Annotated in this window: 13 protein-coding genes; all 13 read left to right on the forward strand. The window is 72.9% G+C overall.

The features are described from left to right. Window positions 1-105: 105 nt before the first annotated feature. The 13 genes from tilS to ACSJD1_RS04010 all read left to right on the forward strand — a co-directional run bounded on the left by tilS (window position 106) and on the right by ACSJD1_RS04010 (window position 12,382). Window positions 106-1,137 (forward strand): tRNA lysidine(34) synthetase TilS, encoded by a 1,032-nt coding sequence (gene tilS / locus ACSJD1_RS03950; protein ID WP_438854004.1) that lies wholly within the window; start codon window positions 106-108, stop codon window positions 1,135-1,137. A 57-nt stretch (window positions 1,138-1,194) separates the two neighbouring features. Further along, window positions 1,195-1,746: a hypoxanthine phosphoribosyltransferase gene (gene hpt, locus ACSJD1_RS03955; RefSeq protein ID WP_438854005.1), complete on the forward strand. Its 552-nt coding sequence runs from the start codon at window positions 1,195-1,197 to the stop codon at window positions 1,744-1,746. A 107-nt stretch (window positions 1,747-1,853) separates the two neighbouring features. After that, entirely contained in the window at window positions 1,854-3,869 is a 2,016-nt protein-coding gene (gene ftsH / locus ACSJD1_RS03960; protein ID WP_438854006.1) for an ATP-dependent zinc metalloprotease FtsH, read from the forward strand. Window positions 3,870-3,904: 35 nt separating this feature from the next. Continuing rightward, complete coding sequence (gene folE, locus ACSJD1_RS03965; protein WP_438854007.1) at window positions 3,905-4,501, forward strand: GTP cyclohydrolase I; 597 nt, start codon at window positions 3,905-3,907, stop codon at window positions 4,499-4,501. Window positions 4,502-4,526: 25 nt separating this feature from the next. Beyond that, window positions 4,527-5,327 carry a dihydropteroate synthase gene (gene folP, locus ACSJD1_RS03970; RefSeq protein ID WP_438854121.1) on the forward strand — a complete coding sequence of 267 codons (801 nt, stop codon included), beginning with the start codon at window positions 4,527-4,529 and terminating at the stop codon, window positions 5,325-5,327. Beyond that, the gene (gene folB, locus ACSJD1_RS03975) at window positions 5,311-5,682 is read left to right on the forward strand and encodes a dihydroneopterin aldolase (protein WP_438854008.1); all 372 of its coding nucleotides are present in this window, start codon (window positions 5,311-5,313) and stop codon (window positions 5,680-5,682) included. Before folP ends, folB begins: the two co-directional genes overlap by 17 nt. Then, complete coding sequence (gene folK / locus ACSJD1_RS03980) at window positions 5,679-6,698, forward strand: 2-amino-4-hydroxy-6-hydroxymethyldihydropteridine diphosphokinase (protein ID WP_438854009.1); 1,020 nt, start codon at window positions 5,679-5,681, stop codon at window positions 6,696-6,698. Before folB ends, folK begins: the two co-directional genes overlap by 4 nt. Continuing rightward, window positions 6,691-7,260, forward strand: coding sequence for a PH domain-containing protein (locus ACSJD1_RS03985; RefSeq protein WP_438854010.1), 570 nt, complete (start codon window positions 6,691-6,693; stop codon window positions 7,258-7,260). Before folK ends, ACSJD1_RS03985 begins: the two co-directional genes overlap by 8 nt. Continuing rightward, window positions 7,257-8,906, forward strand: coding sequence for a PH domain-containing protein (locus ACSJD1_RS03990; protein ID WP_438854011.1), 1,650 nt, complete (start codon window positions 7,257-7,259; stop codon window positions 8,904-8,906). The genes ACSJD1_RS03985 and ACSJD1_RS03990 overlap by 4 nt, the downstream gene beginning before the upstream one ends. Further along, window positions 8,896-9,657, forward strand: coding sequence for a Rossmann-like and DUF2520 domain-containing protein (locus tag ACSJD1_RS03995; RefSeq protein ID WP_438854012.1), 762 nt, complete (start codon window positions 8,896-8,898; stop codon window positions 9,655-9,657). Before ACSJD1_RS03990 ends, ACSJD1_RS03995 begins: the two co-directional genes overlap by 11 nt. 113 nt (window positions 9,658-9,770) lie before the next feature. Next, window positions 9,771-10,598, forward strand: a complete 828-nt coding sequence (gene panC, locus ACSJD1_RS04000; protein WP_438854122.1) for a pantoate--beta-alanine ligase — start codon at window positions 9,771-9,773, stop codon at window positions 10,596-10,598. 112 nt (window positions 10,599-10,710) lie between these two features. After that, complete coding sequence (lysS, locus tag ACSJD1_RS04005) at window positions 10,711-12,219, forward strand: lysine--tRNA ligase (RefSeq protein ID WP_438854123.1); 1,509 nt, start codon at window positions 10,711-10,713, stop codon at window positions 12,217-12,219. 13 nt (window positions 12,220-12,232) lie between these two features. Then, window positions 12,233-12,382 (forward strand): hypothetical protein, encoded by a 150-nt coding sequence (locus tag ACSJD1_RS04010; protein ID WP_438854013.1) that lies wholly within the window; start codon window positions 12,233-12,235, stop codon window positions 12,380-12,382.

Here is a 12,382-nt window from a genome sequence, read left to right on the forward strand (position 1 = left end):
CTCCTCGTTTCGGATGTGGAGTCTGGAAGGTCTCGCGGGCCGCGACGGCACCGGCGTCGCCGCGCGCCCCGATGGGCGCCGCTGGCGACGGAATAAGGTTACGTGATGCCCTCCGAGCGCCGTCCCCGCCTGACGCCGCCGATCGCCGACGTGCGACGCGCGGTCCGCGGGGTGCTCGTGCCGCGCGACGACGCGCCGCTCGCGCTCGTCGCGCTCTCGGGCGGGCCCGACTCGCTCGCGCTCGCCGCGGCCGCGGCGTTCGAGGCACCGAGGGGCGGATGGCGCGCCGGCGCGATCATCGTCGACCACGGGCTGCAGACCGGGTCCGCCGAGCAGGCGGATGCCGCGGCATCCGTCGCCCGCGACCTCGGGCTCGACCCGGTGCTCGTCGAGCGGGTCGATGCCGCCGCGGCACCGGGTGGCGCCGGTCCCGAGGGCGCCGCACGCGCCGCACGGTACGCCGCGCTGGACGCCGCCGCACGCGCGACCGGGGCCGAGGTCGTGCTCCTCGGCCACACGCTCGACGACCAGGCCGAGACGGTGCTCCTCGGACTCGCGCGAGGCTCGGGGTCGGCGAGCCTCGGCGGCATGGCCGCTCGGTCCGGGCGCTACGCGCGACCGCTGCTCGGCATCCGACGCGCCACGACCCGGCAGGCGTGCATCGCCGCGGGCCTCGCACCGTGGGACGACCCGCACAACCTCGACCCCGCCTACGCACGCGTGCGCGTACGCGAACGGGTGCTGCCGGTGCTCGAGGCCGAGCTCGGACCCGGCGTCGCGGAGGCGCTCGCGCGCACCGCCGAGCAGCTGCGCGAGGACGAGCAGGCGTTCGCCGACCAGATCGACGAGTTCATCGAGGAGATCTGCGAGCCCGCCGAGGCCGGCATCGCGATCTCGGCGGCCGCGCTCGCCGCGAACCCCGCCGCGCTCCGCCAGCGCATCGTGCGACTCGTCGTCGACAGCGAGTTCGGCGTCTCGCTGAGCCGTGCGCAGACGCTCGAGGTCGCCCGGCTCGTGACCGACTGGCACGGGCAGGGGCCGATCGACCTGCCGCGCGGCATCCGCGCCACCCGAGCCGGCGCGCACCTCGTGCTCTCCACGACCGGCTCGACCGAGGTGCTGCCGCACGACCACTGACGCTCGGCGTAGGCTCGTGGCATCCGTTCGCCCAGACGCACGCAGGAGGAGCTCGGGATGGATTCGCGCGAGATCGAGGCCGACCTGACCGAAGTGCTCGTGACCGAGCAGCAGATCCGCGACAAGCTCGCCGAGCTCGCACGCCGCATCGAGGTCGATTACGAGGGGCGCGACATCCTGCTCGTCGGCGTGCTCAAGGGCGCGGTGATGGTGATGGCCGACCTCGCGCGTGAACTGAAGCCGCACGTGACCATGGACTGGATGGCGGTCTCGTCGTACGGCGCGGGCACGACCTCGTCCGGCGTCGTGAAGATCCTGAAGGACCTCGACTCCGACCTGTCTGGCCGCCACGTGCTCATCGTCGAGGACATCATCGACTCAGGCCTCACCCTCAGCTGGCTGCTCGGCAACCTCGCCTCGCGCGGCGCGGCCTCGATCGAGATCTGCGCGCTGCTGCGCAAGCCGGATGCCGCGAAGGTCGAGATCGACGTGAAGTACCTCGGCTTCGACATCCCGAACCAGTTCGTCGTCGGCTACGGGCTCGACTTCGCCGAGCGGTACCGCAACCTGCGGGACGTCGCGATCCTCGCCCCGCACGTCTACAGCTGAGGCGCCGACGGCCCGACGCGCGCATCCTGCGGCGGATGCGAGGTGCTGCGCGCTTTCAGCGAACAGGGAGCCGGCCCCCAGTGGCCAGAGGGTAGCCTGCTAGCACCATGAACATGAAGAAGCTCCTGCGCGGGCCGATCCTCTACATCGTGCTGGCCATCATCGCGGTGTGGATCGGGTCCACCCTGATCACCCAGTCGGGGTTCCGCGAGGTCTCGACGCAGCAGGGGCTCGAGCTCCTGAACGACGGCAAGGTGTCGGCGGTGAAGATCGTCGACGTCGAGAACCGCGTCGACCTCACGCTCGCCGAGGCCGAGAAGGACCTCGGCACGCAGGTGCAGTTCTACTACGTCACCCCGCGTGGCGACGACGTCATCGCCGCGGTCGACGAGGCGAACCCGGCCGACGGCTTCGACGACGAGGTGCCGCAGCCGAACTGGTTCCTCTCGATGCTCGGCATCCTGCTGCCGCTCGTGCTCATCGGCCTGTTCTTCTGGATCATGCTCTCGGGCATGCAGGGCGGCGGCAACCGCGTCATGCAGTTCGGCAAGTCGAAGGCGAAGCTCGTCTCCAAGGAGAGCCCGAAGGTCACCTTCGACGACGTCGCCGGCGCAGAGGAGGCCATCGAGGAGCTCCACGAGATCAAGGAGTTCCTGAAGGAGCCGGCGAAGTTCCAGGCCGTCGGCGCGCGGATCCCGAAGGGCGTGCTGCTCTACGGCCCTCCCGGCACCGGGAAGACGCTCCTCGCCCGCGCGGTCGCGGGTGAGGCGGGCGTGCCGTTCTACTCGATCTCGGGTTCCGACTTCGTCGAGATGTTCGTGGGCGTCGGCGCCAGCCGAGTGCGCGACCTGTTCGACCAGGCCAAGCAGAACGCGCCGGCCATCATCTTCGTCGACGAGATCGACGCGGTCGGCCGCCACCGCGGCGCCGGGCTCGGCGGCGGTCACGACGAGCGCGAGCAGACCCTCAACCAGCTGCTCGTCGAGATGGACGGCTTCGACCCGAAGACCAACGTCATCCTCATCGCGGCGACCAACCGCCCCGACATCCTCGACCCCGCGCTGCTGCGTCCCGGTCGCTTCGACCGCCAGATCGGCGTCGACGCGCCCGACCTCAAGGGCCGCCAGAAGATCCTCGAGGTGCACTCGAAGGGCAAGCCGCTCGCGAACGGCGTCGACCTCGAGGTCCTCGCGCGCAAGACGCCGGGCTTCACCGGCGCCGACCTGGCCAACGTGCTGAACGAGGCCGCGCTGCTCACCGCCCGCTCGAACGCGCAGCTCATCGACAACCGCGCGCTCGACGAGGCCGTCGACCGCGTCATCGCCGGCCCGCAGCGCCGCACCCGCGTGATGAAGGACAAGGAGAAGCTCATCACCGCGTACCACGAGGGCGGCCACGCGCTCGCCGCGGCGGCGATGAACCACACCGACCCCGTGACGAAGATCACGATCCTCCCGCGCGGTCGCGCCCTCGGCTACACGATGGTGCTGCCGCTGGAGGACAAGTACTCCGTCACGCGCAACGAGCTGCTCGACCAGCTGACCTACGCCATGGGCGGCCGCGTCGCCGAGGAGATCGTGTTCCACGATCCGTCGACCGGCGCGTCGAACGACATCGAGAAGGCCACCGCCACGGCGCGGAAGATGGTGACCGAGTACGGCATGTCGGCCAACGTCGGCGCCGTGAAGCTCGGCCAGTCGCAGGGCGAGGTCTTCCTCGGACGCGACATGGGCCACCAGCGCGACTACTCGGAGGAGATCGCCGAGAAGGTCGACATCGAGGTGCGCACGCTCATCGAGCAGGCCCACGACGAGGCGTGGCAGGTCCTGAACGACAACCGCGACATCCTCGACAAGCTCGCCGCCGAGCTCCTCGAGCAGGAGACGCTCGACCACCACCAGATCGCCGAGATCTTCAAGGACGTCAAGAAGCTGCCCGAGCGGCCGCTCTGGCTCTCGAGCGACCGGCGACCGGTCTCCGACCGACCGCCGATCCCGTTCCCGAGCCGCAAGGCCCCGATCGACCAGGGCGCCGTCGATGGCGGCGTCGACTCGGGCACGCCCGTCGAGGAGGCGAAGGCGTCCCGCACGCCGAGCACGAAGCCGCGCCCCGCCACGGCGTGAGCCGGGGCGCGGAGGAGGGCGCGGAGGATGGTGCCATGACGGGGGTCGACGCCGACCGCATCGAGCGCGCCGTGCGCGAACTGCTCCTCGCCATCGGCGAGGACCCGGATCGCCCGGGCCTCGAGCGCACGCCGCAGCGCGTGGCCGAGGCCTACGCCGACTACTTCAGCGGCGTGGGCGCCGACCCGCTCGTGCACCTTGCCGACACCGTGGCCTCCGGCGACACCGCCGCGGGCGTCCCCGCGACCTCCGACGCCGTGGTGCTGCGCGACCTCGCGTTCCGATCGGTGTGCGAGCACCACCTCCTGCCGTTCATCGGGACCGCGCACGTGGCCTACCTCCCGGGCGATCGCCTGGTCGGCCTCGGCCGCATCCCCGCGGTGATCGACACGATCGCGAGCCGCCCCCAGCTGCAGGAGCGCATCGCCGAGGAGGTCGCCGACGCGCTCGTCGCCGGCCTCGATCCGCGTGGCGTGCTCGTGGTGATCGACGCCGTGCACGGGTGCGTGACCGCACGCGGCGCGCGGCAGGAGCGCAGCTCGACGGTCACGATCGCGAGCCGCGGCGAGCTCGCCGAACCCGCCGCGCGGGCCGAGATCATCGCGCTGATCGGATCGGCGCGCGGTGCCTGAGGCCACGCCGTCCGAGCCGGTCATCATGGGCGTGGTGAACGTCACGCCCGACTCGTTCAGCGACGGCGGGCGATGGTTCGACGCGGATGCCGCGATCGAGCACGCGCTCGAACTGGTCGCCGAGGGCGCCGACGTGCTCGACGTCGGCGGCGAATCGACCCGACCGGGTGCGGCCCGGGTCGATCCCGAGGAGGAGCTGCGCCGGGTCATCCCGGTCATCCGCGAGCTCGCGGGTCGCGGCCTCCGCGTGAGCGTCGACACGATGCGCGCCGCCACGGCCCAGGCGGCCGTCGAGGCCGGCGCCGAGATCATCAACGACGTCTCCGCCGGGCTCGCCGACGAGGCGATGGCCCGGATCGCCGCCGATTCGGGGGCGACCTACGTCGCGATGCACTGGCGCGGGCACTCCGACCGGATGGACGACCTCGCCGAGTACGACGACGTCGCGCGCGACGTTCGCGACGAACTCGCGAGGCGCGTCGACGAGCTCGTCGCCGCGGGCGTCTCGTCGGACCGGCTGATCCTCGATCCCGGCCTCGGCTTCTCCAAGCGGGGCGACCAGAACTGGGCGCTCCTCGCCGAGCTCGACGTGCTCGCCGAGCTCGGGCTGCCCATCCTGGTGGGCGCATCGCGCAAGCGGTTCCTGGGCGCGCTCCTGCCCGAGGGGGCGCCGGTCGAGGACCGCGACCTCCCGACGGCCGTCGTCAGCGTGCTGTCGGCGCAGGCCGGTGCGTGGGGCGTCCGCGTGCACGACGTCGCCGGAACGCGCGTCGCGCTCGACGTCGCCCGCGCATGGCAGAGTGGACGACGTGGCCAGCACTCGTGATCGGATCGCCGTCACCGGCATCCGCGTGCGCGCGCACCACGGCGTGTTCGACTTCGAGCGGGAACAGGGGCAGGAGTTCGTGATCGACGTCTCCGTCGCCGTCGACCTCGCCGCCGCGGCATCCGGCGACGACCTCGCGAGCACGGTGCACTACGGCGAGCTCGCCGTCGCGGTCGCGCGGGCGGTCGAGCGCGACCCGGTCGACCTCATCGAGACGGTCGCCGAACGCGTCGCCGCGGTGGCCCTCGGCTTCGACGGCGTCGAGGAGGCGACCGTCACGGTGCACAAGCCGCAGGCGCCGATCGAGGTGCCCTTCGGCGACGTCGCCGTCACGGTCGTGCGGAGCCGCGCGTGACCCGGGCCGTGATCGCGTTCGGCGCCAACCTCGGCGACCGCGAGGCGACGATCGCGGCGGCCACCCGGGCCGTCGCCGAGGCCGACGGCGTCGAGCTCGTGGCCGTGTCGCCGGTGTACGAGACCGCGGCCGTGCGGCTCGACGGCGTCGACCCCGATGCGCCGCAGTACCTGAACGGCGTCATCGTGGTCGAGACCGACCTCGAGCCGCACGCGATCCTCGACCTGCTGCAGCGCGTCGAGGGCGAGCACGGGCGCACGCGCGAGACGCGCTGGGGCGACCGCACGCTCGACCTCGACCTCATCGACGTGCGCGGCGTCCGCATGGCCGACGAGCGGCTCGAGCTCCCGCACCCGCGCGCGTGGGAGCGGGCCTTCGTGCTGCAGCCGTGGGGGGGCGGGGCGGCCCCCGCCCGGAGCGGCGGTCGGGGCCCCCGCCCCGCCCGCCGCCCGGCCGCCGTGGCTCGCCGCCGCCCCCGACGCCGTGATCGTCGATCGCGGCCCGATCGCGGCGCTGCGCGCCGCGGCGACCGACGAGGTGGTTCGCCGGTGAAGCGCACGCACGCCTCGACCATCATCGCGTTCGCGGTCGTCGGCCTGGCGGTCGGCTACCTCGGCGAGCTCGCCCTCGTGGCGGGCGGCGCGACGGCACTGGTGCCGCCGATCTCGCTCGCCGTCACGCTCGTCGGCATCGGCGCGATCGTCGTGATCGTGGCCTGGCCGATCCGGCAGGCCGTGCGCGGCGAGCGGGGCCGCCGGGTCGACCCGTTCCTTGCGGCCCGCATCGCCGTGCTCGCCAAGGCGAGCAGCGTCACCGGTGCTCTCGTGCTCGGCGTCGGCATCGGGATCACGATCTTCCTGCTCACGCGGAGCGTCCTCCCACCCGTGGGCACGATCTGGATGGGGCTCGCCACCGCGATCGGCGCGGCGCTGCTGCTCATCGGCGGGCTCGTCGCGGAGCACTTCTGCACCCTCCCGCCCGACGACCCCGAAGAGGAGGGTTCGGCGCATGCCTGACCCCGAGCACGCCACGACCGACGCCGAGCCGCAGACGACCGCCGACCGGGCCGCGCCTGAGGTCACCGCCCCGGCCTCGAACGACGCGCCCGCCCACGTCGACGACGACTGGCGCCGGGTCTCGCCCAAGCACGTCGTGGTCGAGGTCGTCGGCTCCGTGATCGGGGCGGGCATCACCGTCGCCGTGCTCCTGCTCGTCGGGTGGTGGTTCGAGCTGCCGTGGGCGACCTGGGGCGGCATCGCGGTCGGCATCATCGCACTCGTCTCCATCGCCCTCGAGCCGAGGCGGGTGCGCTCCATCGGCTATCGCCGCCGGGCCGACGACCTCGTCTTCCGGCGCGGCATCATGTTCCAGCGACAGGTCGCGGTGCCCTACGGGCGCATGCAGCTCGTCGACATCACGCGCGGCCCCGTGTCGCGGGCGCTCGGCCTCGCCGACCTGAAGTTCGTGACGGCCGCGGCGGCCACCGCGGTGACGTTGCCCGGGCTTCCGCTCGACGACGCCGAGCGACTCCGCGACGAGCTCGTCGCGCTCGCCGAGACCCGCCGGGCCGGCCTGTGACCGAGCCCGCGGTCCGCGCACCGATCGGCCCGCTCGCCGACGGCGAGTGGCATCGGCTGCACCCGGCGAGCCCGCTGCTGCGGGGCGGACTGGTGTTCATCGCCGTGCTCGGCTTCGTGCTGGCGAACCTGCGCGAGCGCGTCGTCGAGGTGTTCGTGCTGTTCTTCGCTCCCGGCGCCGAGCCCCCCGGCGAGACGCCCGACTTCGGCGGCGACTGGGCCGAGGACCCGGTGACCGGCATCGTCGCGCACGGGCTCGTCGGGTGGGCCCTGCTCGCCCTGGTCGTGGTCATCGTGGTCGTCGTCCTCGGGTTCTGGTTCGCATGGCGCATGCACACCTTCCGGGTGACCGACGAGGCGCTCGAGGTGCGCAGCGGCATCCTGTTCCGCTCGCATCGCAGCGCGCGGCTCGACCGGATCCAGGGCATCAACATCGCCCGGCCGGTCTTCGCGCGGCTCTTCGGAGCGGCGAAGCTCGACGTCTCGGTTGCGGGGCAGTCGGGCAACGTCGACCTGTCCTACCTCGGCTCGGCGCAGGCCGATCGCCTGCGCGGCGACCTGCTGCGGCTGGCCTCCGGCGCCCGACGGCAGGAGGCGGAAGCGACGGACGCCGCCGGAGCCGCCGCCGGTGCCGCGCCGGGGGCGGATGCCGCGGGCGGCCGGTCGCCCGCATCGGGTGCGCCGTCGGTCACCGGTCGCGCGAGTGCGGTCGTCGGCCGCCGCGTCGACGAGTTCCTGGCGCCCGAGCTCGATCCCGACCTCGCTCCGCCGGAGTCCGTCGTCCGGCTCCCGCTGCCCCGCGTGATCGCCTCCTCGCTCCTCGGCGGGTCGATGATCTGGCTCGTCGCGATCATCGCGATCATCATCGTTTCGCTGACGACCGGCACGCTGTGGATGCTGTTCACGTTCATCCCCGCCGCGATCGGCGTGGTGAGCTACCTCTGGTCGCGGATCACGGGGTCGCTCCGCTACTCGATCGCCGGCACCCGCGACGGCGTCCGCATCGGGTCGGGACTGCTCTCGACCGCGAACCAGACCATCCCGCCCGGTCGCATCCACGCGATCGAGGCCTCGCAGTGGCTGCTCTGGCGCGCGTTCGGCTGGTGGACGGTGCGCGTGAACGTCGCCGGCCAGTCGGTCACGCAGGCGGGGGACGCCGCCCGTCGCACGCTCGTGCTGCCGGTCGGCACCGCCGACGACGTGCGCCGCGTCATCGGCCTGCTCGCGCCCGAGGCGCTCGACGAGCTCGCCCCGCTGCTCGACGCCGGACTCGCCGGCACCGGGCCGGCAGCCGGGTTCACCTCGGCGCCGCGGCGTGCGGCGTGGATCCGGCCGTTCTCGTGGCGTCGCATCGGCATCGCGGTCGAGGGCGGCACGGCGGTGCTCCGCAGCGGCTGGCTGCTGCGTCGCCTGGTGCTCGTGCCGCTCGCGCGCATGCAGTCGGTCGCGGTCGCCGCCGGCCCGGTGCGACGCGGTCTCGGGCTCGAGTCGGTTCGCATCCACACCGTGGCGGGACCGATCACCCCCGAGGTTCCCGCACTCGATCGTGCCGACGCGACGGCCGCGTTCGCGGCCATCGCGTCGGAGGCGATCGAGCGGGCGCTCCACGATCGGACCGACCGCTGGGGGGCCGAGCATGCGTCCTGACCAGCGGGCCGGTCGGCTCGGCGTCGGCACGATCGGAGCGGGACGGGTGGGGGCGGTCCTCGCGTCAGCGCTGGGCGGCGCCGGCCATGCGCTCACGGGTATCTCGGCGGTGTCCGACGCGAGTCGCGAACGTGCTGCGGCGATGCTGCCCGAGGTGCCGGTCCTCGCGCTGCCCGATATCGTCGAGCGCAGCGAACTGGTGCTGCTCGCCGTCCCGGGCGACGAACTCCGCACGCTCGTCGAGGGGCTCGCGACCGCGGGCGCCTGGCGGCCCGGGCAGCTCGTCGTGCATACGGCGCCGGCGCACGGCGTCGGGGTGCTCGAGCCCGCCATGCGGGCCGGCGCGATCCCGCTCGCCATCCACCCGGCGATGTCCTTCACGGGCACGAGCGTCGACCTCGGCCGGCTCGCGGGCACCTGGTTCGCGGTCACGGCGCCGGCGCCCGTCCTGCCGATCGCCCAGGCGCTCGTCGTCGAGATGGGCGGCGAGCCGTTCGTCGTCGCGGAGGCCGACCGCGCGGCGTACGCCGAGGCGATCGACACCGCGGTCTCGTTCTCGACCGCGATCGTCGACCAGGCCACCGGGATCCTCGAGGGCATCGGGATGCCGCGCGCCGGCGCCGTGCTCGCGCCGCTCGTGCGCAGCGCGGTCGAGAACGCCCTCGCGCGCCACGACCCGGGGCCCATGATCGACGGGACGGCTACGATCGACGAGGCCGATGACGATCGGCCGTCGGGAGGTCGGGTGTGACGGGCGACGAGCGGGCGACTCGCAGCGGAGGCGTCGCAGCGACCGACTGGGCCGCCGAGGCGGGCCCCGACGCGGGCCTCGGAGCGACGCGTCCGCCCGAGGTGCGCGACACGATCGCCGGCATCCGCGACGCGGTGTCGGCGCTGCGCGCGGCCGGGCGCTCGATCGCGCTCGTCCCGACGATGGGCGCGCTCCACGACGGGCACCTCGCTCTCGTGCGTCGCGCGCGCGAGATCGCCGACGCGGTCGTCGTGTCGATCTTCGTGAACCCGCTCCAGTTCGGCGCCGGCGAGGACCTCGATCGCTATCCCCGCACCCTCGACGCCGACCTCGCGGCGCTCACGGGCGAGGGCGTCGAGTTCGTGTTCGCTCCCACCGCCGGCGAGATGTACCCCGAGGGGGCCGTCGAGACGAGCCTCGCCGCGGGCCACGTCGGCACGCTGTACGAGGGCGCGTCCCGGCCCGGTCACTTCGACGGGATGCTGACCGTCGTCGCGAAGCTCTTCAACATCGTGCAGCCCGACACGGCGGTGTTCGGCCAGAAGGACGCGCAGCAGGTCTTCCTGGTCCGCAGGATGGTCGCCGACCTGAACGCACCGCTCGCGATCGAGGTCGTGCCGACCGTGCGCGAACCCGACGGACTGGCCCTGTCGAGCCGGAACCGCTACCTCGACGCCGACGGGCGGCGCGCCGCCCTCGCGCTGTCGGAAGCGCTGGCCGCCGCCGGGTCGGCCGCGGGCGACGGCCTCGACGAGGTGCTCGCCGAGGCGGCGGCGGCGTTCGGCGACCACGACGGCATCGAACTCGACTACCTCGTGGTGGTCGACCCGGCGACCTTCCTCCCCGTGGACGAGGGAGCGAGCGGTGCGGCGACGGTGCTCGTCGCCGCCCGCGTCGGCGGCACCCGGCTGATCGACAACGCCGGCATCGTGCTCGGCTGAGCCGCGGCATCCGGCTGCCCTTCAGGTCGACGAGCCGCAGCGGGATACGCTGGTGGGTGGCATCCGCTCGGATGCGCACCCCACGGACACCCACCCCGACCCCGGAGACGCCATGGCCGACGAGACCACGCACGAGCCGACCGCCGAGGAGATCTCGGAGCAGAAGGCCGTGCGACTGGCCAAGCGCGAGCGGCTCATCGCCGATGCCGCCGACCTCGGCGACGGCGCCTACCCGGTCTCGGTGCCCGTGACCACGACGATCCCCGAGGTGCGCGCCCGTTTCGTGGGCCTCGGCGTCGACGAGCGGAGCGGCGAGACGGTCGGCGTGTCCGGCCGCGTCGTCCACCTCCGCAACACGGGCAAGCTCTGCTTCGCCGCGCTGCAGTCGGGCGACGGCAGCCGGATCCAGGCGATGGTCTCGCTCGGCGAGGTCGGCGAGGAGGCGCTCGCGGCGTGGAAGGAGCTCGTCGACCTCGGCGACCACGTGTTCGTCGCGGGCGAGGTCATCACGAGCCGCCGCGGCGAACTGTCGATCATGGCGACCGAGTGGCGGATGGCGGCGAAGTCGATCAACCCGCTGCCGAACCTGCACAACGAGCTCTCCGAGGAGACGCGGGTGCGCAGCCGCTACCTCGACCTCATCGCGCGCGAGCAGGCGCGTCGCAACGTCATCGACCGGGCCACGGTCAACGCGAGCCTCCGCTCCACCTTCACGAGCCTCGGGTTCGTCGAGGTCGAGACGCCCATGCTCCAGGTCATGCACGGCGGCGCCTCGGCGCGGCCGTTCGTGACGCACTCCAACGCGTTCGACACCGAGCTGTACCTGCGGATCGCCCCCGAGCTCTACCTCAAGCGCGCGGTCGTCGGCGGCATCGAGCGCGTGTTCGAGATCAACCGCAACTTCCGCAACGAGGGTGCCGACTCGACGCACAGCCCCGAGTTCGCGATGCTCGAGGCCTACCAGGCGTACGGCGACTACAACTCGATCGCCGACCTGACCCAGAAGCTCATCCAGGACGCCGCCTTCGCGGTCGCGGGCTCGCACGTGGTGACGTGGGCCGACGGCACGGAGTACGACCTCGGCGGCGAATGGGACCGGCTCTCGATGTACGGCTCGCTGTCGGCGGCGGTGGGCGAGGAGGTCACCCCCGAGACGCCCATGTCGCGGTTGAAGGAGCTCGCCGACGACGTCGAGATCGAGGTCGACCACCCGCTGCCAGGCAAGTACGTCGAGGAGCTGTGGGAGCACCACGTGAAGTCGGGCCTCACCCGTCCGACGTTCGTCATGGACTTCCCGCTCGACACGTCGCCGCTCGTGCGGCAGCACCGCTCGATCCCCGGCGTCGTGGAGAAGTGGGACCTCTACGTGCGCGGCTTCGAGCTCGCCACCGGCTACTCGGAGCTCGTCGACCCGGTCGTGCAGCGCGAGCGCTTCGTCGAGCAGTCGCGCCTCGCCGCCGGCGGCGACCCCGAGGCGATGCGCCTCGACGAGGAGTTCCTGCGGGCGCTGGAGTTCGGCATGCCCCCGACGGGCGGCATGGGCATGGGCATCGACCGCCTGCTGATGGCGGTCACCGGCCTCGGGATCCGTGAGACGATCCTCTTCCCCCTGGTCAAGTGAGACGGATGCCGCGATGAACGACTACCTCCCGAAGAAGGAACTCGAGCCCGAGCCCGACCCGCGCAAGCCCTCGTTCTCGCGGATCGCGATCTGGGTGATCGTCGGTGCGGTCGGCCTGTACCTGCTCGGCTCGGGTGTCTGGGGCATCCTCACCGCGGGCTGA

Origin of the sequence: Agromyces excoecariae (genome assembly GCF_051715505.1) — a bacterium.
In the GTDB taxonomy this organism is placed as follows: Bacteria; Actinomycetota; Actinomycetes; order Actinomycetales; family Microbacteriaceae; genus Agromyces.